Origin of the sequence: Luminiphilus sp. nBUS_16 (assembly GCF_051201645.1) — a bacterium.
In the GTDB taxonomy this organism is placed as follows: domain Bacteria; phylum Pseudomonadota; class Gammaproteobacteria; order Pseudomonadales; family Halieaceae; genus Luminiphilus.
In genome coordinates this window covers 902501-924778 of record NZ_CP179205.1, presented here as the reverse complement: position 1 = coordinate 924778, position 22278 = coordinate 902501, and the positions used below count along the sequence as shown (strand labels likewise).

At 51.0% G+C, this 22278-nt stretch carries 14 protein-coding genes, 2 tRNA genes and 3 rRNA genes (1 of these 19 running past the window's edge); 5 read left to right on the top strand and 14 right to left on the bottom strand.

What is annotated here, in order from left to right:
- Positions 1–2: 2 nt before the first annotated feature.
- Positions 3–1244: an MFS transporter gene (locus tag ACMAY6_RS04160; protein WP_435214695.1), complete on the top strand. Its 1242-nt coding sequence runs from the start codon at positions 3–5 to the stop codon at positions 1242–1244.
- 220 nt (positions 1245–1464) lie between these two features.
- On the opposite strand, the gene ACMAY6_RS04155 is transcribed toward ACMAY6_RS04160, so the two are convergent.
- The 4 genes from ACMAY6_RS04155 to ACMAY6_RS04140 form a co-directional block, all read right to left on the bottom strand.
- On the bottom strand, positions 1465–2235 hold the full coding sequence (locus ACMAY6_RS04155; protein ID WP_435214693.1) for an SDR family NAD(P)-dependent oxidoreductase: 771 nt from the start codon (positions 2233–2235) through the stop codon (positions 1465–1467).
- 112 nt (positions 2236–2347) lie between these two features.
- Entirely contained in the window at positions 2348–3688 is a 1341-nt protein-coding gene (locus ACMAY6_RS04150; RefSeq protein WP_435214691.1) for a cytochrome P450, read from the bottom strand.
- Positions 3689–4153: 465 nt separating this feature from the next.
- Complete coding sequence (locus tag ACMAY6_RS04145) at positions 4154–5077, bottom strand: D-2-hydroxyacid dehydrogenase (RefSeq protein ID WP_435214689.1); 924 nt, start codon at positions 5075–5077, stop codon at positions 4154–4156.
- A gap of 141 nt (positions 5078–5218) precedes the next feature.
- The gene (locus ACMAY6_RS04140; protein WP_435214687.1) at positions 5219–5713 is read right to left on the bottom strand and encodes a YybH family protein; all 495 of its coding nucleotides are present in this window, start codon (positions 5711–5713) and stop codon (positions 5219–5221) included.
- Positions 5714–6040: 327 nt separating this feature from the next.
- Between ACMAY6_RS04140 and ACMAY6_RS04135 the strand changes: the two genes are divergently transcribed.
- Both ACMAY6_RS04135 and ACMAY6_RS04130 read left to right on the top strand, forming a co-directional pair.
- Positions 6041–7765 carry an SGNH/GDSL hydrolase family protein gene (locus ACMAY6_RS04135; protein ID WP_435214686.1) on the top strand — a complete coding sequence of 575 codons (1725 nt, stop codon included), beginning with the start codon at positions 6041–6043 and terminating at the stop codon, positions 7763–7765.
- A 3-nt stretch (positions 7766–7768) separates the two neighbouring features.
- Positions 7769–8512 (top strand): SDR family NAD(P)-dependent oxidoreductase, encoded by a 744-nt coding sequence (locus ACMAY6_RS04130; protein ID WP_435214684.1) that lies wholly within the window; start codon positions 7769–7771, stop codon positions 8510–8512.
- A 74-nt stretch (positions 8513–8586) separates the two neighbouring features.
- Here the strand turns inward: ACMAY6_RS04130 and ACMAY6_RS04125 are convergent, their stop codons facing one another.
- On the bottom strand, positions 8587–8934 hold the full coding sequence (locus ACMAY6_RS04125; RefSeq protein ID WP_435214682.1) for a hypothetical protein: 348 nt from the start codon (positions 8932–8934) through the stop codon (positions 8587–8589).
- Positions 8935–9511: 577 nt separating this feature from the next.
- On the bottom strand, positions 9512–9949 hold the full coding sequence (locus ACMAY6_RS04120; RefSeq protein ID WP_435214680.1) for a DUF3237 domain-containing protein: 438 nt from the start codon (positions 9947–9949) through the stop codon (positions 9512–9514).
- Positions 9950–10084: 135 nt separating this feature from the next.
- Between ACMAY6_RS04120 and ACMAY6_RS04115 the strand changes: the two genes are divergently transcribed.
- Positions 10085–12184, top strand: coding sequence for a prolyl oligopeptidase family serine peptidase (locus ACMAY6_RS04115; RefSeq protein WP_435214678.1), 2100 nt, complete (start codon positions 10085–10087; stop codon positions 12182–12184).
- A gap of 211 nt (positions 12185–12395) precedes the next feature.
- A complete protein-coding gene (locus tag ACMAY6_RS04110) occupies positions 12396–12818 on the top strand; it encodes a hypothetical protein (RefSeq protein ID WP_435214676.1) in 423 nt (140 codons plus the stop codon).
- A 151-nt stretch (positions 12819–12969) separates the two neighbouring features.
- On the opposite strand, the gene ACMAY6_RS04105 is transcribed toward ACMAY6_RS04110, so the two are convergent.
- The 8 genes from ACMAY6_RS04105 to ACMAY6_RS04070 all read right to left on the bottom strand — a co-directional run.
- On the bottom strand, positions 12970–13794 hold the full coding sequence (locus ACMAY6_RS04105) for an acid phosphatase (RefSeq protein WP_435214674.1): 825 nt from the start codon (positions 13792–13794) through the stop codon (positions 12970–12972).
- A 191-nt stretch (positions 13795–13985) separates the two neighbouring features.
- Positions 13986–14705, bottom strand: coding sequence for a methyltransferase (locus tag ACMAY6_RS04100; RefSeq protein ID WP_435214672.1), 720 nt, complete (start codon positions 14703–14705; stop codon positions 13986–13988).
- A gap of 11 nt (positions 14706–14716) precedes the next feature.
- A complete protein-coding gene (locus tag ACMAY6_RS04095; protein ID WP_435214670.1) occupies positions 14717–18052 on the bottom strand; it encodes a UDP-N-acetylmuramoyl-tripeptide--D-alanyl-D-alanine ligase in 3336 nt (1111 codons plus the stop codon).
- Between the two features lie 214 nt (positions 18053–18266).
- Positions 18267–18382, bottom strand: a 5S ribosomal RNA gene (gene rrf / locus ACMAY6_RS04090).
- Between the two features lie 220 nt (positions 18383–18602).
- Positions 18603–21479 (bottom strand): 23S ribosomal RNA (locus tag ACMAY6_RS04085).
- Positions 21480–21811: 332 nt separating this feature from the next.
- Positions 21812–21887: transfer RNA gene (locus ACMAY6_RS04080), tRNA-Ala, on the bottom strand.
- Positions 21888–21896: 9 nt separating this feature from the next.
- Positions 21897–21973: transfer RNA gene (locus tag ACMAY6_RS04075), tRNA-Ile, on the bottom strand.
- A gap of 88 nt (positions 21974–22061) precedes the next feature.
- Positions 22062–22278, bottom strand: a 16S ribosomal RNA gene (locus ACMAY6_RS04070); it runs 1317 nt beyond the window's last position.
- Together the 16S, 23S and 5S rRNA genes with 2 tRNA genes alongside form the textbook arrangement of a ribosomal RNA operon.

Here is a 22278-nt window from a genome sequence, read left to right as displayed (position 1 = left end):
CAATGCGCCAGCGCTACTTTCAGCTGTTCATTCTCATTGTCGCCTCAGGTTCTATTTATCCTGTGGTGTACATGCGACAAAACTTCGAGGGCTCAATGCTGGAAACCTACGGTATTTCGCTGGAGCAGCTCGGCGAGTGCCACTCGATACTGGGCCTGATGTTTTTTCTAACCTACTTGCCCAGCGGCTGGCTTTCAGATCGCTTCAGCTCTAAATGGCTGTTGGGAAGCTCACTGGCAGGCACCGGTTTACTGGCTCTGTGGCTCAGCACGGTGCCCAGTTTTGCTCAAATCAAACTTATCTACATTGGCTGGGGTATCACCAGCGGGCTGACGCTTTGGGGGGCATTAATAAAGAGCACCTCGTTACTCGCGCCTCATGATCAACAGGGCCGATTTTTCGGTATTCTTGAGAGCGGTAGGGGCATTGTGGAAGCGATGCTTGCCACCATAGGCCTTGCCGTTTTTGCTTACTTACTCGAATCCGTGAGCACAGCAAAAGATGTGGCGCTGATTGCGGTAGTGCAGTTTTACGGGGGGGCAGCGCTCGTCATGGCGCCCGTCATATTTTGGGCACTTCATAACCCCTCGGAAGAGCCCATCGAAAACACTGACGCATCCTCAGATTCAGGCTTGCTCAGTGATTTCGCCATTCTTATTCGTAATCCCAGTATCTGGCTTGCCGCCATCACCATCCTGATTGGCTATCAAATGTTTTGGGTTACCTACTCTCTGGCGGGGCTTCTCGAGTCGGTATTTGAACTCAGCGCGGTCACAGTAGGATCGATTACCCTCGCACGCCTTTGGATGCGCCCCATTGGTGGCGTTCTAGCTGGCTTTATTGGCGACTATTTTCATGTCGTCAAGTTTCTGGCCATACTCATGCTATTGAGTGGTGCCGCCCTAGCGTCTCTACCGCTGCTACCTCCAACCACCGCGGTCGCTGTGCTATTCCCAATGGTCATGTTGATCGGCGTCCTGTCCTACGGTGTTCGTGGTATTTTCTGGGCCACTCTGGACAGCTGCAACGTGTCTACCAGCACCCGAGGCCTCGCTGTTGGCATGATTAGCTTGATTGCCTACACCCCCGATATTTATGTGCCTGCGGTGCAATCTTGGTGTATGGAGCGTTGGTCAGGCCAGACGGGGTATCAGGTGTATTACGCCCTTTTTGGGGCTTCCAGCATCGTTGGTTTTTTTGCGGCGCATCGGCTGATAGTTTTGTCGCGTAAGTCCACCCCATAGCACCACCGCGCCAGACAGCAGGGCCCAGAAAGCGGCGAAGCTCCTTGCTGCGGGTAACAACGCTGATGCCGCGGGAGGCTTAAGTTATGGGGTTGATCAAAGCACCATGGGACACGAGGTCGCGGAGCTGGCAAGCCGCCAACAGTTAATCGCCTTTTTCGATGACCGAGTTCAGGAAATGGGACAATACGCTCGGCATGGCAATGAGGCCTAAGCCCCGCTAGAGGAAAGCATCCCCCCCATTCGGGCTTATGCACTGGCCCCTGAAGTGTCTTGCCGCATCACTGGCTAAAAACAGATAGGCGCCAACGATATCGTCTACATCGGCGATCTTTCCTGCAGGAATATTAGATTTTATGACGTCCAATACCTCAGTGGGCACATCCTCTAGTATCGGCGTCATAGTGGCGCCCGGTGCCACCGCATTGACGGGTATATTCCGGCTACCGACCTCCAGCGCAAGACTGCGGGTAAAAGACAGAATCGCACCCTTTGCCGCCGTGTAATGTGAGAATGCGGGAGCTCCAATATAGGCCAGCTGCGAGGCGGTGTTAATAATGCAGCCCTGCTCTTGGACGTACATCATCGCGATTGCAGCTTTGCTGCATAAAAAGGTTCCCGTAACGTGCACGTCCATTACCCTTTGAAAATCGCTTAAAGCGAGGGTTTCTACAGGGCTCGAGTGGGCAATCCCCGCATTATTGACCAAGATATCGAGCCTTCCAGCCGCTTGAGTGATCACTTGGAACATAGTGGCAACTTGCACCTCATCCGATACATCTGCGGCTATCGTCTGCGCCGACCCGCCACTGGCTCTTATTTCCTCTGCCACCCCTTCAGCCGCCCCGGCCTGAGTATCATTGGGATAGTTTACGAACACAGATGCACCATTGCGGGCAAACGCCTTTACGACTGCTGCACCAATACCCGAACTCGCTCCCGTCACGAGTGCAACTTTGCCGCTGAGATCAACTGAAATGCCTGAAGTCATAACTCACCCTCATGGTATTGCGCCCTAGCGCTCGCGTTATTGCGAGCCCCTAACTATTTTGCGACCGCCGGACAAGCCTCCCGCAATTCACCAAAAACGTGGTGCTTTGCCCCTAACGCTTACGTCCGCCCTTTAAATTAACTTGGAGACTAGAAATGGCGTGCACCAGTACTACAGGGGCGATCTTTTGCTTGCCCGTCCACTGAATGTCGGGAAAGCGATCAAAGATGCGCTCGTACGCAATATTGAGCTGCATTTGAGCAATTCGATTACCGAGGCAGCGATGAACACCGTGACCGAAGGCTAAATGCTTTTCGACATTGGGGCGGTGCATATCGAACTTTTCGGGCTCAGGAAAAATTTCAGGGTCACGATTTGCCGCGCCGTACCACATAATGATTTTTTCATTCTCAGCGATACGCTGCTCGCCAATTTCTGTGTCCTGTGTTGCTGTTCTTCGCATGGTGACCACTGGCGAAACAAGGCGCAGTGCTTCATGGGTCATTTTGGGAATTAATCCAGGCTCATCAATAATCATCTGACGCTGATCGGGGAACTCCGTCATTAGCCGCATTGTGCCCGACAGTGAATTACGCGTCGTGTCGTTACCGGCAAAGATAATCAGAAGCCAAGAGCCATCTAAGTACTCCTGAGAAAGGGGTTCTCCTTCAATCTCGGCATGAGCAATTAGGGTCAACAAATCCTCTCTTGGGTGTCGCCTGCGGTCCTCCATGACGGCCTTCCCATACTCAAACATTTCTCGCAGCACTGCATTGAACCGAAAGGGTAAGGTCGGCTCAGATAAAAAGGCCTGCAGCGGATTAGTCAGGTATTGCGCCGCGGATTCCAAGTAATGCATCCACTTGATAACCCTAGGACGGTCAGACTCATCGATCCCAAGCATCTCGCAAAGGGTATACATCGGCAGCTCGTGGGAGAAAACTTTGGCAAAATCAACAACAGGCCCACGTCGCTCCATATCATCTAAAAGAGCATCAACTTTTTGAGCCACGCGCTCCTTGAGTGTCTCCACATACTTTGGGAAGAAAAAAGGGGCGTGCTGCGTACGCAGATTAATGTGCACGGCTGCATCGAGATTGATCAAACTGTTCAGAGAGGCATCGACCAGCTGTCGCGGCTTCCATTCACTGCGATCGGGCATCCCAAGGTGCATAGAGCCACGCTGGGATGAAAAGATATCAGGTGCCAACTCCACCTGCTTAATATCGTTGTAGCGAGTAATAGACCAAAAGCCCGACATGCCTTTACGCATGGATTTCGACCACATAACGGGGGCTTGCTCCCTCATATCGCGGAATAAACCAAAGGGCTGGCCCTTCGTCCATGAGGATGGATTATCTAACTGAAACCCCCCAAGTGAGGGATACACTGCAGGGTACTGAGGAAGGCTTTTCCCAGTATCAACCACAACCTGATCACTGACATTCTGCATAAACGACACGTCTAAAATTTAGGGACTACAGGGATACTTCTTTTCAAGAGCACTCGCAACCCCCGAGTGACTTGACGTGCAAAGCTTCCCGCAAAAATTGGCCCATTTTTGCGGCTATGACAGTGCGCTCACTATCGTGCAGGTTTTTTCGCTGAGCTTGATAGTGAGTACGCGCGCCATGGCCTCCAGCGCCGGTCTCCCACCAAAAGCAGATTCAAATGGCCCATCAGAAACCAAACCAGCAGTAAAAATCCCGTATCTGAGATGAGATCAAGAGCCCATGCGCGTTCTAGGTGGCGAGGATCCTCAGTCGGCAAATGGCGCAGATCAACGCCGTAACTGAAAGAATACAAAAGGGGTAAAAACTTTAAGACCGCAGCCACCAACAGTGCAAAGTTCAGCCAGGACAGACCATGGCTAAATAAGACCCGAAAACGCTTTCCTGTCACGGCTTAACCACAGTGGCTAGTAACCGCGCTCGCGACTCATAGCGTCTGCTAGGGGTGCACCCGCCAAAAATGGAGCAAGATTTCGCGTAAAGACCTCAGGGATGGCTTCCGAAGGGGTAGGAGCCGCTGTGTGTGACGTAATGAACAATCCCGGGACTTCCCACAAAGCATTGGTATCCTCGAGAGGCTCCTGTGCAAATACATCGAGCACGGCATAGCGCAATACCTCTAGCCGCAAGGCATTGATCAGATCAGCATCCACAACCGCATTGCCACGTCCGGCATTGATGAAGATACCGCCGGAATTCATGGCCGCCAATAATTGGGCATCGACAATGCCGTCAGTCGCGGGGGTGCTGGGTAGCAGATTCACAACGTAGTCGAGACCCTGAGCAAACTCCAAGCGTTCACTACTGGGATAACAGGCCCTAAAGCCCGGCGCACTTTGCCCTCCAGAATTAAGCCCGGTAACGACCAAGCCAAAATTGGCTGCCTGCTTGGCGACCACACTACCAATGGTTCCAGTCCCCATAATGCCCAAGCGCTTGCCAGACAAGCCGGCCTCCACCTCCGGAAGCCAATGCTTGCAGTTGGCTCGGGCAATAATATTTCTCTCCAAAGCCAGCAACCACCCCAAAACAAATTCACTCATCGCTTGGCCAAAAACGCCTTTGAGGGGTGTCACTTGAACCCCTTTGGGTACCAGCCCCAAAAGAGCATCTACGCCAGCCCAAGTACTTTGCACCCATTGGAGCTGCGGACACTCACAGATTATGGGCGCCAAGTCTGGAGGAGCACCAACCAAAATACGCACTGCAGAGGTATCGACAGTCTGACCCGGTTGAACGACCGCCACAGTCATCGCTCCCTGACCGGCAGCGACCACTGGGCCAATCCATGCTTCAGAAAGTCCACCCACGACTAGCAATTCCACCGCCATGCTGTGTGCCCATCCCTAGTTAAGTTTTACCAGCCATTACTGATTAAGTGCTAACAACTACGTACCAACAGCCGCCCAGAGAAGGGTTTTTGTAAGCCGACCCAACTCACCCAGGCTCCGACTGACTACCGACAACCCAATTCAGTCTGTTGACGGCCAATCCTGCCAGCTATGCAGCCTAACCTTCCAGGCACCACTGCTGTCTCGAGTAACAACATCAATGTAATGAGCGCTAGTTTTTGCAACAGCGATAGCACCGGGGGGCAGATCAGCAGTTGAATCTACATCGGCCCGGCGAAAAATCGTGTAGTCATACTCGACGATCGCTGCGTCGCCCAGAAAAGTCACCGATGGTGCATTATCAATCTGAATCTCATAACTCGCCGAATCAAACACGGGATCCAGAAACGCCGAATAGTTATCGCGCCCATCAAGCCCTTGTGCACCCGGCGGACGTAGACTGATATCTGCGTGAAGGACCGCGACATAGCCGTCGATATTTGCATTCTCTACTGCATCTCGCCAACTCTGATAAAGCCCCAAAATTGCTGTCGTGTCAGTCTCGTTTTGCCCCGAAGCAGAGATTGCGGACATAGACAACGACACTGTTATAAAAAGTGAGATCAGAAAGCGCATAAAAATTCTCTTATATGGTTTTAGATACTATAAACCCAAACTGCTGAAAATTTGTCGCTTCGTAGCCTAATTAAGACAGCGAGGCCGAGTAATGTCGTCGGAGCTGTTCAGCAGTGATCATGGCGGTAGGTTTGTAGCTGAGCTACTCGAGCCCACACAGGCCAAACTTTTCAGGTTTTTTACACGTTTTATGGGCGAAGCTTCCCCCTCAAAAACTTGCTACTGGCAAAATCAGATCAGGCCCCGCAAAATTGAAGGTGCGGCTGGCATATACCGTATAAACTGTCAGTCCTCGAGGCAAGCCGCCTCCTTATGGGCGGTGGAAGCATGCTCAACTGCCTGCTTGGGTTGTATGGCAATCTCGAGACTGACAAGATTGGAAAACTCAGCGATGTAAACGGCATGGATTACTCAAAAACCTTTCCAGTAGCAATGACAATCACGGCAAGCCTGCTCTATCAGACTCGGGTTGCAAGGCTACTGAAAGCTTCAGCATTTACGCTGCCGCTTGCCCTTGCAGGCTGCACTCAGTTATTTAGCGAACCTGCACCCGAAAAGGTGTCGAGTACAGAAAACTGGCAAGTACATTGTGAAACCGCTAGCTCTCACCGCCCAACTTCAGAGAAGCTCAATGAAGGGGTAAAGAAGCCTTTGTGGCTCGTAGGGCTCGATACCAACAACCAGCCTTTTGAGCTTCGGGGTGATCTTGAAGATGGGTTCTTACATCTAGGACCAACACAACCAAACGCACAGGCACTGCGCATGGGCTGTATCCGGGCGTTAACCAAGGCATCGCGTGAAAAAGCCAACGAAGTAGCTCGTATCATGGCATTTCGCCCCGAAGAAAAAATCAACGTTGCAATCCAATACCCTGAAGACCAAGGCGCCAGCATTTCGCGCCTCATTATCTTTGGAGACAGCCTTTCCGACACAGGAAAAATGAAAGCGCGGCTTCGGGTTTTTCCAACAGCACCCTACTGGATTGGTAGATTTTCCAATGGCCCTGCCTGGCCTGACTATATCGGGTCACTAAGCTACCTAGCCATTGGCAATCATGCAGTGGGAGGAGCATCGGTAACAGGCAAGGAGACAATCCCCAAAGTAACGCTGAAACAGCGCGTTATGGATGGCGGTCAATTTTTCGTGAGTGGCACAACAGCACAACAAATTGAGGTATTCAAAGAGTCTTTCATGACCGAGGACTACCTGTCTCAACCTGAGAAGACTGCCGTCATGATCTGGGGCGGAGCCAATGATTACATTGCTAAAGAACCCTTCAGCGGAGCCATCGAAACATTACTCGATCGACTTGATTCTCCTGAAGGTTATCCCAAAGTTGTTTCAACGGTTGTTAATGGCTTGGAAAAACAAATCAGAAGCCTGATCGCCTTAGATGCTCGCCATATCTTAGTCGGCAACCTTCCCGACTTGGGGCTATCGCCCATTGTTTTGGAAAATACTACCTATGCGGCGGAATCGAGTTTTAGCGAAACAGAACGACGACTCATGCTGGCGAACAAGCTCTCTGACCTTACCCATCTTCACAACCAGCTACTGGCCGAGATGGTTTCACGGCTGGAGGACGAATACAGCGATATAAGCTTCCTATTATTTGACGCACACACGCTATTCGACGACATCCTGAATTACGACAGGTACCCTCATTTCGATATAAAGCAGTATTCTGACTTCGATATTACTGAGCTCGCGAGGCCACTTGGGTCAGAGGACGATAAGACCTCGAAGGTGATCCTAGCCCGCTGCTACACAGGCGGGTATCTAGGTGAAACCGATGCATCTTTTGTTTGCAATGATGTCGAACGCGCAGTTTTTTGGGATGTCGTTCATCCCACAACTTATGTTCACTGCTGGATCGCCGTGGCTCTTCAACAACGCATGAATGCAGAGAACTGGACGCGAAAAACCCCTAATATGAGTGAAGTCGGTGAGTGGTGTGGCGGTATCGCAGACATTCTCGCAGGCCATGAGGAACTGCGTGTGATGCATTACACAACCGCAGAAAACGCCATGCCACCAGACACAGCAAACTGAACTATGCATAAAAAAGCGGCTATTATATTTGGCGTAGGGCCTCGTGAGGGTGTTGGAGGCGAGCTCTGCTGCAGGGCTGCGCGAGAAGGCTTTCATGTATTCGTTAATGGCCGAAGCCCTGAAAAATTGACCGCCATTACGGCAAGTATTTTGGCCGAGGGTGGCTCAGCCGAACCCTTGCTGGCCGATGTAACCGTCGAAAACCAAGTCATAGCGGCAATGAATCGAGTGGCCAGCAGCGGCTACTCTCTTGAACTGGCCATTTACAACGCGGGCAACAACCGACCCGAAGCTTTTCTAGACGTAACGCCCGCCGTGTTTGAAGATTTATGGCGAGTCGCCTGCCTTGGTGGCTTTATAGTGTCGCAGCAGGTGATCAAACTCATGCTACAGCAGCAAAATATCGCCCAAAAACAAACGCTGCTATTTACCGGTGCGAGCGCGAGCCTTCGCGGCAAGGCTGGATTTTCTGCGTTTGCAGCAGGAAAAGGCGCTTTGCGAATGCTCACGCAATCTATCGCCAGAGAATTTAGCCCTCAGGGTATTCACGTTGCTCATGTCCTGATTGACGGTGTTGTTGAGGGCGAAAAAGTGCGCACCCGATTTCCTGAATATATTAATGGCCTGGGGCAAGACGGTGCTTTAAAACTGGAAGAAATTGCCGATGCCTATATGGCGCTGCACGCTCAAGGCCGCTCAGCGTGGACACAAGAACTGGACCTGCGCCCCTACAAGGAGTCGTTTTAAAGACTGCCTTGAGGCCTCATGACGTAACTATGCTCGGATTTTTAGCAACGAAAGCTTAAGCCGCTACCGTAGGATCAAAAAACATTTCGGACGATCACCACACTCGACAAGCCTATCCACAGCGTGTTGAAGGCAACCATCGTGGGCAGGAGTTTGCGCTCTGAGACCCAAATAAGTAGTGCAGACGTTGCCAATGTAATCAAATGCAGCTGCCAAATTTCTTGCTGCCAGATTAACCCTGGGAGGATAACTGCCGCCTTTGCTATCCAGGCAACCGCCTCCACGACGTTGTAATTAACCCAGTAACTTTTCTGAAACCACAAGCGGTAGCTTGCTCGGATATTGGCAAATCCAACGTGGTAGTAAACAGCAAGTGTCATACCGAGAAAAAGGAGAAGCGACGCTAAAATTTGGACCGCCACAAGTTTGCACTCTCTTAGGGGCTAAAGATGTTCCTACGTCGGTAGCCGTCGTGCGGTTTTTAAGTCTCAAGGCTTTTCGGGATAACCACACCTCCCACCATAAACCTCCAGACAACGGCTCAAGCGTCGTGGGACCCTAAACAATACCCACATGATTGGGTGCTATATCGTTGAGCAACCCTGACCATTTCTTAAAAATTGGCAGGCCGATTCCTTGTTCATGCGACCCACTCTTAGCGTCGCAAAAGGATTCAGGGTTCAGGGTTCAGGGTTCAGGGTTCAGGGTTCAGGGTTCAGGGTTCAGGGTTCAGGGTTCAGGGTTCAGGGTTCAGGGTTCAGGGTGAATAGCGTGGAAGCAATCACGGGGAACTTGATAGGGGGTGATTACAGAAGCCACCAGCGCCTTAAACGCCCCCCCCCAAGCGCCTGATCCATCAGGCTGCCATTGCCAAGCCTGGCCGCTTTAACGGCAACCCGCTCAATCAGGCAGCCGTTCATGCACTGCCACAACAGCCAAAATGCCTCACTTCGGAGCGCCTGACCTCACCGCAGCTGTCTGTATGCACTGTCGATCAAGCTAATCCTCAACAGTCACCACCACCTCATAGAACTTGTAAACCAGCTTGCCGCTATCGTCGAGCTGGCCGGCAGCCACTGCCTGAATGCGATTCAACCAGAGGTATTTTTCATGGCTTGTCTGGAAGGTCGGTGCCGTCGCGATAACGCCCGACGCCATATCAGCACGCCCTTGATACTCAACATAAATAAACGCGCCGTCATCGGTTTTTAAGGTCATGCGAACATCTAAAGCGCCGAGCTTTCCGTCTTCAGATAGCGTGAGCCAATCCGCTGCGTCTTGAGTTGCTAACGAAGCCTGAATGTTGTCCCCCACCAAAGTCACAGAAGGCACGTCAATAACAACACGAGAGCCCCGAGGCCCTTCGCCAACAACGATCTGATCACCTAGTTGCGCCGTGAGTGTAGCCATAAACTTTAACGTTGCGACCGGCTCCATAGCCTCTCTCCCAATAAATTGATACACGCATTATGGGGGCAAGCGCAGGCAGTAAACAGCCCAGATTAAATAGGGCTTTAATGAGAGATTTACCTCAGTGATACTCTGAATAATTAGAAAGAGTGAGTGCCCCTTATGATTTTTCCACTTTTGAACCCTCAAGACAGGTCGGCGTCGATTCCAAATGCACCGCCCATAAGCCGTCAACTTCAAGGGGCCTTTTTAGTGCTTGGCTGGTGCTTGTTAATGGTAGTCGCCTCTGCCAAGGCGTCCCAACCCGACACCTTTGAGGCCACCGATGTCTTTGGGCTTGAGTATGCCAACGATCCTCAAATTTCCACAGATGGCAAAACGGTCGCCTACGTTCGCATATCTATGGATATTATGAGCGACAAGGCCCATCGAGCCATTTGGCAAGTCGACGTCGACGGTAAAAACCACCAACCCCTGGTCGGTGGCCCGGGACAACACAGCTCTCCACGTTGGTCACCTTCTGGTGATCGCCTCGCCTATCTGTCCAAAGTTGACGGCAAAACACAGCTGCTCGTCCGCTGGCTAGCAACAGGATCCACCATCACCCTTACCACTCTCGCCGAGGCACCATCAGAAATTAGTTGGGCCCCCAACGGCGAATGGATCGCCTTCATACGAACAGTGACGGATCCAGCGCAGCAGTTGGCCGCAATGCCGGTCAAACCCAAGGGCGCTACCTGGGCAGAGCCTGCGATTGTTATTGATCAGATGACCTATCGACGAGACGGTGCCGGCTACCTCCCTCGCGGCAGTAAACAGCTTTTCGTTATACCTGCCGAAGGTGGCACTGCACGACAACTCACCAGCACAGATTATCCGATGAACAAAGGGATCGCCTGGACCCAAGATAGCCTCGCAATTTTATTTAGCGGTAATCACCGCAATGACCACGAGTATCAACCTCAACAAAGTGACCTATTTAAAGTGTCCTTACTAAAAAAGGATCTACAGCCTATAACCCAACAAAACGGTGCAGAATTTTCCCCTGCCATCTCACCTGACGGTCGCCTTCTCGCTTACCTCGCCTCAGAGGATGAACGCCAAGGGTACAACCCAAATCAGCTAGTCATCATGAATTTAGAATCCGGTGACAGTCGATCGCTAACCACAGACTTTGATCGATCAGTCGATGACGCGCAGTGGTCTACCGATAACAAAACCTTGTGGATTCAATACGACGATCAAGGCACCACGCGACTAGCGAGCATATCCCTGCAGGGTGAACGGCGACAGGCCAATACCCTGTTAGGTGGAACGAGCATCGGGCGTCCCTATACGAGCGGGACTTTCTCACTGAGCGGCAAAGATACCGTCGTTGCAACTGTAGGAAGTGACCAAAAACCCGCAGACTTGGTCGCCATACAATCGAACAAACCGCCCCTTTCCCTCACCGACCTCAACAGGGATGTATTAGGTCACAAAGTACTAGCCTCTACTCAACGGGTAATCTGGCCCTCTTCTCATGATGGCAAGCTCATTGAAGGCTGGGTTATGAAGCCCCCACACTTTGACCCCGCGGTTAAATACCCCCTGATTTTAGAAATTCATGGCGGCCCTCATACAGCTTACGGGCCAAACTTTAGTACTGAAGCTCAGCTCTACGCCGCAGCCGGATACGTTGTTCTTTACGCCAACCCAAGGGGAAGCACGAGCTACGGCGAGGCCTTTGCAAACAGCATTGATTTGGCCTATCCCGGATATGACTATGATGACCTTATGGCCGGTGTCGACGCCTTACTCAAGCAGGGCTATATAGATCCCCAACAGCTATTCGTTACCGGAGGGTCTGGAGGCGGCGTGTTAACTGCTTGGATTGTGGGTAAAACTAATCGGTTTAAAGCGGCGGCCGTTGCCAAACCGGTGATCAACTGGGCAAGCTTCGTGCTGACGGCTGACCTCAACTATTACTTCGCCACCACGTGGTTTGACGCCCCGCCATGGGAGAATATCCAAAGCTATTGGGAGCGATCCCCATTGTCACTGGTGGGCAATGTTGCTACGCCCACTTTGCTGCTGACCGGTGACCTCGATTACCGAACCCCCATCAGTGAAACCGAACAGTACTACCAAGCTTTGAAGCATCGAGGTATCGATACGCTCATGGTACGGATTCCTGGGGCCAGCCACAGTATTTATAAGCGCCCCTCGAATCTCATTGCCAAGGTGAATCATATTCTGGCGTGGTTTGAGCGTTATCGTTAAAACAACGGCGGAATAGGAGCTACGCATTTGGCATTAAAATTTCGCCGCTCCTGCGTCTTTGAAAAAAACCGCGCACCAATGAAGCAGAACTATGCCCGAGGTTTACAAGCTTCCTGTGATGTTTTGCGAGGCTCTTCGGTTTCAAGCTAAGCTGGTGTAACGGTGGCCCCAGCCACTGCTAGGCCATAGAAACCACCATGAGGATGCAATCATGATAATAAGATTAATATTGGCTTTTGTGCTTTCCGTGACACCCTTGCTGGTGTCGGCGCAAGATCAGGGTTTTGATAACTATATTGATGTGGAGCTCGCCATTAGTGATGTCAGCATGACTGCTGACGGTATGGTGATCACTTACGAAGGCACCGCCGGAAAATATGGGCTAGTGCACGCTACTCACAACATGGTCGCCACCAATGATGAAAATACCAAGGGCTACTTTACCGGCACGGTACAAGCCATCAATGACACGGGGATTCTTGAAAAAAGTGCAACGCTAGGCTTATGGTCACGCGACGGCACCAACCTCAAAGTTTATGGGTTTGATGACGATAACAGCAGTCGAATCCTGCATATTTCTACGGTTGATCTGAAGACTAAAGCCTTTCAGGCTCGTGTCTGGGAACTTGAATAATCTCTAAGTGCGTTGTTACCAGAGATCAACGTAAAGGGGGCCCTGTCTAAGGGCCCCACCTTCAGCGATTCAAACCGACATCTAGAACTTAGCAACAACAAATAGTCTAGGCCTCGTTTACTAAACGTGCCCGCTAAACCTCCCGAACAACTTAAGAATTTTCAAATGCGATTGCATTCGCCTCAGCCGCACAAGCCTTGTCGTCAGGATTGATTGGCGAAATCTTCTCGGCTTCAGCCTTTGCAGCCGCCATCGTGGCAAGATATAGGGGATCATTTTGTAGCCGCGCAAAAACAGCAGCACCTACAGTCATTCCGGCCAACGTGTCGCTTTGCCAATGCACATTGCAGACCATCCGGCTGTACGTGTACTCCCTTCCTCGAGCTAGGATCGACTCCGCTTTTTCTGGAAATACCTGCGACAACACCAAAGCCCATCCCCAGCCAATCGCACTGTGACCACTGGGATATGAACCATCACCGGCGAGCATCTCTCGCTCATGGGGCGTGCAAATGGGCTGCTCATTTGTCACAAAAGGCCTGGACCGTTGATAAGCTTGTTTAGCGGGGTAGCTCGCTAAGCCAAAATCTGCAAGGGAACGCTGAAGGAGTCGGTTGAGCACCGGGGTTTCAACGTCACTAATCACCCGACCTACCGCGCATTGAAAGGTCGCGGCAGCCTCGGGAAATTTCAATTCAGCATCTCGCGCTGCCAAATCCCAGCGGGGGCTATTTTGCAGTGCCAAGGCAGCTTCACTGGCTGCGACGTCGGCCAACTCAAGAGCACTGCCCGCACTGGGTGGCGCCGGAATAAAGACTTTGCTGTTGAGTACCGGCTGCCCGTGAAGATAGCCCTCAAGCAAACCTGGACGCAGCTCTTCCACCTCGCCCAACACATCCATCGTCGCCATCTCACCACGGCAGGTGATCGCCACAGTTAAGCTAGCGACCAGTATTAGAAATTTTTGAATAAACACAAACTACTCCTCTTTGTTATGGCCATTGACTTCAGAAATCGCGAGCAGGTGATCGCTATTAACTGCATTAGCTATTAATTTACTCACTGCGGTATCTAGAGACTACTATCGATATCGCATTACTCACCGCACTTGGTCTCGCACATTACCTGATCAAACTGCATTACTCAGCCTACCTAATGTAAAGCAATTCACTTAATCGCTAAAAAGCCCTCAAAAGATAAGTATTTAAAGATTGATAAGACATCTTCGAAGCCAGCTCGCGCTAAGAGATCCAAATTGCCCTGAGTAGAAAACGGTTCGAGCACACCCTTAAGGCTTCTGGATTTACTAAAGATCTCCTCGGGACTGTAACCCTGTGCCATTTTGTATTCGTTATACAAACTCGTCGTAATATCCTGAAAGCGGGCATCGTTGGCCCTTACCTTTTCAAACAGTATGAAGGCGCCCCCCCAATTCAAGGCGTTATAAACCTTGTCTATGAGTCGCTGACGCTCGCTAGGCCTTATAAATTGAACGGTGTAATAAGCAACCACGAGATCCGCGTTGGTAATATCTGCCTGAATGACGTCATCGACAACGAAGTCAGTCTGTTCAAGCTTCAAGTTACTAGACTTTTCTCTAGCGAGGTCAATCATAGCGGGCTCAAGATCGATCCCAACAAACCGCGCTGGCTCCTTGTCTTTATTGTGTAATGCGAGTTTGGCCGTTAATTCTCCTGTAGAGCACCCCAGTTCAAAGCACGTGGAGCCCCCAGACAGGAAAAAGTCGCTTAGATCACAAACAATTTGATGGCCCTCGGTATACATGGGCACCGACTTAGAAACATGCTCGTCAAATTGTTGCGCCGTTTGTCCCCCAAAAGACCACCGCGCGTTGCCCGCCTCTAGTCCATCTCCAACACTTCCCATGCTTCGGCTCCTTAAAGCTCTACGCTGTTCAACTGAACTGAGTCTACCGAAAACTCATGACTCCCCAGACATATCATCCAACGGCTATGTCCTCCAAAGGCGCCATGGGTCACCAAGGTGCTGTGATAACCGCCGTAGTCTATTACCTGTTGTGCCTGTAGTTTTGTGGCAGAAAAATACGGGATTTTGTGGTCCTTTAAATCCGGTATTTTTCTTCCAAAACCACGGACCCGTCTCGCAGAGTAATAGATTTCGCCCTCTACGAGTGCGTCTTTCAAAATATCTTCAATTGCTAATAAGCGCTGCCTCGCATTATCGCGCTCAGGGTTGTCCTGTTTATCTAGGCTCTCGATCTGAGACAGCAACTGCAACCGTTCCTCCCGAAGCGCATTAAACTCAATTTGCAGACTTTTAAACTCATCCTGAGTGGGCATTGAGACAAATGCAGAAGCAGCAACGCGACTAAAGGCCTCAAGCATTTCACGACGGCATTGATCGCCCAACACTCGACATAAAACACCAGCAGCAACAAGAATTTCAAATCGCTGATCGGGACCGCAAATCATTGCCTGTAGCGATTCAACCCCGCCTTCTAAAAAGTGAATGTTGATATTGCCGCGCTTCAAAGACGCTAGGCGCTGGTCATTAGGTAAACCTTCAATCTCCCAAGCGTGCTTTGTATCCTCAAAGCCATCTCGAAGACACTGTGTCCGATAGGCTTTTAGCGCCTCGACTGCGAAATCCGCCCCCAGTATATGAAACTCGGTCGAGGTAAAAGTCTCAGCAAGTAAATTATAAAACGGTTGTAAGCGACCATCGCCGCACCCATAGTCTATGAGCCACAAGGCCCCTGGCTGTTGCTTCTTCAGCGCAATTGCCTGCTGTACTAGATAACTTATTGCTGCTTTTTCCTGCTCAGAAATCTTCGTTAAATTATAGGCATCCTCCTTGAACCGGCGGTTAAAGAACTCCACCAACGTTGGTGCGTCACGAACGACTTGGCTCCGGAGCTTTCGATCAGTCAGGTTTTTTACGAGATCTGATATCGACACCTCTCGCGCGGAACCTTTAAAGGAAACGATATCGCCGCTGCGCACCGCTGTGTGCAAGTATTGCTCAAGCGCTACAACTGACTCAAAATTTTTGTGGGTAATGCGATCGTGTATTAGTTGATCAAGTGCCTGACAGTGGTCGCCGAATGACAAGAAAATATCAACGCGTGAGTCATTGATATCCTGAGCCAACGCCGTGTGATAGTGCCGCGCGTCGCTTCCCATTTCCCCCATATCACTCAAAACCAAAATACGGCGCCCGTTGGGCCCTGGCTCCATTAAGCCAAGCACGTGTAAATTAGACCTAACTGAGGCTGGATTGGTGTTAAAACTATCATCTAATATTCGGAGGCGCTTACCGTCAGCCGTTGTTGCTTCGCTTATTTGGTTTCGGCGTTTTTCAGGCTCAAGCTTTTCGAGCGCGGGCAGCGCCTGAATCAAGTCGACTCCCTCGCATACCATTACAGCCACTGCCATTAGGCTATTTAGGGCCATGTGCATTCCCGGCAAGCCCAAAACGTAGTGATACGTCTTTTGGAACACCTTAACTTGCACCCTCGAATGCTCGGGCCCCAACTCGATGTCCTCGGCACAAATATTGGCTTGCGGATGCTGTCCGACGGTCAGTAGGTTGATGTCTGATCGCTGCAACGCGAGACCCTGCAGCATAGGAAAGTGTTCAGAATCGCGGTTCAGCACAACCGTTCCACCGGATTCAACCCCCCAAATGACCTCCATTTTTGTCCTCACGACAGAAGCCACTGACTCGTGAAACTCCATATGGTCGGCCTGAATATCGGTAACTACGGCCGTATGCGGTCGTACAAGCAGAGCCTTGGGAAGGATCGTACGTTTGGCGCCCATGCCCATCTCAATTACCGCATAACGTGCGCTCCGTGGAATATTGGCAACACTTTTAGGAACGCCCGGCTGATGATTGAAGTTGGCAATATTTTTGTAAACCTCGCCCTGCACCCGCAGCATCGCGGTGATCATGGAACAAACCGTCGTTTTACCGACACTACCAGTGACACCTACGACCCTCCCGCGAAACGTTTCTCTTCGGGCTAGTGCCAATTTGACCAATGCAGTGAAGGTATTCCGCACCTCTAAATATTGACCTTTTGAGGGCTTATTCTGATCCGATGCAATTATCAAAGACGCGCCCTTTTTAATCGCTTGTCTAAAGGTGCTCTCGTTACTCGGCTCAAAACCCCAATGACTGTCTATTCCAATAAAAATTCCGGTTCGCTCCAAATAGGAGGTGGAGAATGTCAGCTCAGGATAGGCATAGTCTTGCTTTAACGGCGGGCTAAACACGCCACCGGTGATCTTAGCCACTGCGCTTGCGCGCAAGAATGACAAAGGGCTAGCCTCTTTGGTGTTAAATTTTCGACGCAAAGATTGCCCCGCTCGGAGCGCTCGGGAACAAACATCAATACTGAGTAACAGCCTAGGAAGATTTGCTTCCGCCGCCTTGAAAGTGTCCAGCCGTCTTTGAGTATTTAGCTGCTCAAGCAATAACACATGGGCGTAGGCGTAGAGTGTTTCCGAGGGCTTTACAGTGAGGTAGAGAAAAAGCTGCTGAAGAAGCTGCCAAGGCGCCTCCTCTAAACCTCGGCGCAACATGCTGGGCTGAAACAAAACCTGCATCGCTATATCGTCTGCCATTTCAGCGTAGGGCGTCGTCGATACGGCAGCGAAACCCATCCATTGATAAGCCCGGCAAATATCCTTGTACCTAACGTCTGAGAACGCTGTTGCTACATTATTTGCTAGTAACTGCCGGGCTTTTTCGAGCTCAGCTTCGGTACTAAGATCTGCCAGACACAGAAGATAAGCATTCTGTTCCAGAGACAGCTCAATGGGTGTGTTACTAACACTGTCAGCTTTTTGATCGAACATGCCATTGATAGGCAAGTCAGCGAGAACAAGTTTCTGACCGGCCTCAAGAGCCGCAGCCCGTAATCGAATGCTCTGACGTCGGGCCAAGGTCAAATATTGGGCCTTAGCAATCTGGGCCGCATCAACCTTATCGCGATCTTCACCGGGCCGCAGGCCATTCACAACCGTCGTGCTGAAGGATTGCAGCACTCTCGTGCATTGCTCATCAGGGTGACTGCCATCGGTCTCAATAACATGAACAGCTCGAGCTAAAGCTGACGCTAAAGCGTAATGCGCCGGTGTAGCTTCCGAAACACGGCCGTTGGTTAAAGACTTCTCCAGAATTCTCGCCAGATTTCGAGATTTGCCGTGAAGGACGCTGTGCAGGTATTGTTCGGCGGATTCATACATCGACTTAAACCATCTCAAAACACGAAAACGCTAGTTAGGCTGACAAAATCTAGACGATGTCTCGTCGAATTTCATCAATGTCTAAGCATAGGAACTATACGTTATACCCCAGCAAAACCACAGCACACTGGCAAGACCTCTAGAGGTAGTGGGGAGCGCTATTTAGCAGCACAAAAAAAAGGGCTACCCAATGGGTAACCCTTTTCTAATAAAAGCCTGGCAATGACCTACTCTCACATGGGGAAACCCCACACTACCATCGGCGATACGTCGTTTCACTTCTGAGTTCGGGATGGAATCAGGTGGTTCCAACGCTCTATTGTCGCCAGGCAAACTGGCTTGAGTGACAGACTCGCTACAAGTAGCAAGAAAACCTCTCAAATAAGGCGGTAAATCTAGCTGATTCTTTCGTTGGTGATGAACCCAACACACACTATGACTTGAGCACAACATACTCCTTTCAGAGTCACGCAACTTTCGCCGCGTGCCGTCAGTCTTCTGTGTACTTAAGGTTCTAGTTACGAACCGTACACCAAACAACTTGGATTATATGGTCAAGCCTCACGAGCAATTAGTACTGGTTAGCTCAACGCTTTACAGCGCTTCCACACCCAGCCTATCAACGTCCTAGTCTTGGACGGCTCTTCAGAGTCCTCAAGGGACAGGGAGAACTATTCTTGGGAGGGGCTTCCCGCTTAGATGCTTTCAGCGGTTATCCCGTCCGAACGTAGCTACCCGGCAATGCGTCTGGCGACACAACCGGAACACCAGAGGTTCGTCCACTCCGGTCCTCTCGTACTAGGAGCAGCTTCCCTCAATTCTCCAACGCCCACGGCAGATAGGGACCGAACTGTCTCACGACGTTCTAAACCCAGCTCGCGTACCACTTTAAATGGCGAACAGCCATACCCTTGGGACCGGCTTCAGCCCCAGGATGTGATGAGCCGACATCGAGGTGCCAAACACCGCCGTCGATGTGAACTCTTGGGCGGTATCAGCCTGTTATCCCCGGAGTACCTTTTATCCGTTGAGCGATGGCCCTTCCATACAGAACCACCGGATCACTAAGACCTACTTTCGTACCTGCTCGTCTTGTCAGACTCGCAGTCAAGCGCGCTTGTGCCTTTACACTAACCTCACGATTTCCGACCGTGATTAGCGCACCTTCGTGCTCCTCCGTTACTCTTTGGGAGGAGACCGCCCCAGTCAAACTACCCACCACACACTGTCCCCGATCCGGATTACGGACCTAGGTTAGAACCTCAACGTTATCAGGCTGGTATTTCAAGGTTGGCTCCACAACAGCTAGCGCCATCGCTTCAAAGCCTCCCAGCTATCCTACACAAATAAAGTCAAAGTCCAGTGTGAAGCTATAGTAAAGGTTCACGGGGTCTTTCCGTCTAGCCGCGGGTACACTGCATCTTAACAGCGATTTCAATTTCACTGAGTCTCGGGTGGAGACAGTGTGGCCATCGTTACGCCATTCGTGCAGGTCGGAACTTACCCGACAAGGAATTTCGCTACCTTAGGACCGTTATAGTTACGGCCGCCGTTTACCGGGGCTTCGATCAAGAGCTTCTCCGAAGATAACCCCATCAATTAACCTTCCGGCACCGGGCAGGCGTCACACCCTATACGTCCACTTTCGTGTTTGCAGAGTGCTATGTTTTTAATAAACAGTCGCAGCCACCTGGTCACTTCGGCCAGCCTCAGCTTAGAGAGCAAGTCTCATCACCAAAACCGGCGTACCTTCTCCCGAAGTTACGGTACCATTTTGCCTAGTTCCTTCACCCGAGTTCTCTCAAGCGCCTTGGTATTCTCTACCTGATCACCTGTGTCGGTTTACAGTACGGTTCTGTTTTACCTGAAGCTTAGAAGCTTTTCTTGGAAGCATGGCATCAATCACTTCGCGCCCTTGGGCACTCGTCATCAGCTCTCGGCCTTAGAATCCCGGATTTGCCTAAGATTCCAGCCTACTGCCTTAAACAGGGACAACCAACGCCCTGATGATCTAGCCTTCTCCGTCCCTCCATCGCAGTAAAACAAAGTGCAGGAATATTAACCTGCTTTCCATCGACTACGGCTTTCGCCCTCGCCTTAGGGGCCGACTTACCCTGCGCCGATTAGCGTTGCGCAGGAAACCTTGATCTTCCGGCGGGGAGGTTTTTCACCCCCCTTATCGTTACTCATGTCAACATTCGCACTTCTGATACCTCCAGCAAACCTCTCGGTTCACCTTCAGCGGCTTACAGAACGCTCCTCTACCATGCATGCAAGCATGCATCCGCAGCTTCGGTTACCAATTTAGCCCCGTTACATCTTCCGCGCAGGCCGACTCGACTAGTGAGCTATTACGCTTTCTTTAAAGGATGGCTGCTTCTAAGCCAACCTCCTAGCTGTCTGAGCCTTCCCACATCGTTTCCCACTTAATTGGTATTTGGGACCTTAGCTGGCGGTCTGGGTTGTTTCCCTCTTGACAACGGACGTTAGCACCCGCTGTCTGTCTGCCGTGATTGAACTCCTGGGTATTCGGAGTTTGCATGGGGTTGGTAAGTCGGGATGACCCCCTAGCCCAAACAGTGCTCTACCCCCCAGGGTTAGACACGACGCTCTACCTAAATAGATTTCGAGGAGAACCAGCTATCTCCGAGCTTGATTAGCCTTTCACTCCGATCCACAGCTCATCCCCTAACTTTTCAACGTTAGTGGGTTCGGTCCTCCAGTGCCTGTTACGGCACCTTCAACCTGGCCATGGATAGATCGCCCGGTTTCGGGTCTATTGCCTGCAACTGAACGCCCTATTAAGACTCGGTTTCCCTACGCCTCCCCTAAACGGTTAAGCTTGCTACAGACAATAAGTCGTTGACCCATTATACAAAAGGTACGCAGTCACACCCTAAGGTGCTCCCACTGCTTGTACGCATACGGTTTCAGGTTCTATTTCACTCCCCTCTCCGGGGTTCTTTTCGCCTTTCCCTCACGGTACTGGTTCACTATCGGTCAGTCAGTAGTATTTAGCCTTGGAGGATGGTCCCCCCATATTCAGTCAAGATAACACGTGTCCCGACCTACTCGAATAATGTATGGATAGATTTCGTGTACGGGGCTATCACCCTTTATTGCCGGACTTTCCAGACCGTTCCACTATCACACCAAACACTTTAGGGCTGATCCCAGTTCGCTCGCCGCTACTGTGGGAATCTCAATTGATTTCTTTTCCTCCGGGTACTTAGATGTTTCAGTTCCCCGGGTTCGCCTCCTACACCTATGTATTCAGTGCAGGATACCCTTGCGGGTGGGTTTCCCCATTCAGAAATCTCCGGATCAAAGTCTGGTTGCCGACTCCCCGAAGCTTATCGCAGGCTCCAACGTCTTTCATCGCCTCTGACTGCCAAGGCATCCACCGTATGCGCTTAGTCACTTGACCATATAACCGAAGTTATCTGTCCAAGAAGACTGTTCCCTAACCCCCTTTGCGTAGGTTAGGTACTAGTAGACACAAACCGATCAAAGTTTGTGCCCGCCGGATGTTGTGACGCTTAAGTCACAGTATGTACAACTCGTTTCGAGCGCGGGAATTGAAACCGCACTCGAGAACATTCATCAATGAATCATCCTCTCCACCTCAGCCTAAGCTGAACTGTAGATTTTTGATTCAAAGAATCAGCTTGATTTACCTTGTTAAAGAACACTCTGGTTGCCAAAACCAGACATCGACACACCTTAGTGCATCCATGTATGGATTCGTTGCGACGGAATTGGTGGAGCTATGCGGGATCGAACCGCAGACCTCCTGCGTGCAAGGCAGGCGCTCTCCCAGCTGAGCTATAGCCCCGGAACAAACTGGTAGGCCTGGGCAGATTTGAACTGCCGACCTCACCCTTATCAGGGGTGCGCTCTAACCAACTGAGCTACAGGCCTAAAAATCGCACCCGAGTAAAAACCGTCGCATTAACCTAATAGATGAAGACAAATGTGTGAACACTTGCTGAAGAGAGTCACAATCGTTTAAGGAGGTGATCCAGCCCCAGGTTCCCCTAGGGCTACCTTGTTACGACTTCACCCCAGTCATGAATCACTCCGTGGTAATCGCCCTCCCGAAGGTTAGACTAATTACTTCTGGAGCAACCCACTCCCATGGTGTGACGGGCGGTGTGTACAAGGCCCGGGAACGTATTCACCGCGACATTCTGATTCGCGATTACTAGCGATTCCGACTTCACGAA

Bases quoted from the DNA above. Each gene is read 5' to 3' on its own strand.
- ACMAY6_RS04160 (WP_435214695.1), top strand. From the start codon at position 3: ATGCGCCAGCGCTACTTTCAGCTGTTCATTCTCATTGTCGCCTCAGGT.
- ACMAY6_RS04155 (WP_435214693.1), bottom strand. From the start codon at position 2,235: ATGACTTCAGGCATTTCAGTTGATCTCAGCGGCAAAGTTGCACTCGTG.
- ACMAY6_RS04150 (WP_435214691.1), bottom strand. From the start codon at position 3,688: ATGCAGAATGTCAGTGATCAGGTTGTGGTTGATACTGGGAAAAGCCTT.
- ACMAY6_RS04145 (WP_435214689.1), bottom strand. From the start codon at position 5,077: ATGGCGGTGGAATTGCTAGTCGTGGGTGGACTTTCTGAAGCATGGATT.
- ACMAY6_RS04140 (WP_435214687.1), bottom strand. From the start codon at position 5,713: ATGCGCTTTCTGATCTCACTTTTTATAACAGTGTCGTTGTCTATGTCC.
- ACMAY6_RS04135 (WP_435214686.1), top strand. From the start codon at position 6,041: ATGCTCAACTGCCTGCTTGGGTTGTATGGCAATCTCGAGACTGACAAG.
- ACMAY6_RS04130 (WP_435214684.1), top strand. From the start codon at position 7,769: ATGCATAAAAAAGCGGCTATTATATTTGGCGTAGGGCCTCGTGAGGGT.
- ACMAY6_RS04120 (WP_435214680.1), bottom strand. From the start codon at position 9,949: ATGGAGCCGGTCGCAACGTTAAAGTTTATGGCTACACTCACGGCGCAA.
- ACMAY6_RS04115 (WP_435214678.1), top strand. From the start codon at position 10,085: ATGATTTTTCCACTTTTGAACCCTCAAGACAGGTCGGCGTCGATTCCA.
- ACMAY6_RS04110 (WP_435214676.1), top strand. From the start codon at position 12,396: ATGATAATAAGATTAATATTGGCTTTTGTGCTTTCCGTGACACCCTTG.
- ACMAY6_RS04100 (WP_435214672.1), bottom strand. From the start codon at position 14,705: ATGGGAAGTGTTGGAGATGGACTAGAGGCGGGCAACGCGCGGTGGTCT.
- ACMAY6_RS04095 (WP_435214670.1), bottom strand. From the start codon at position 18,052: ATGTATGAATCCGCCGAACAATACCTGCACAGCGTCCTTCACGGCAAA.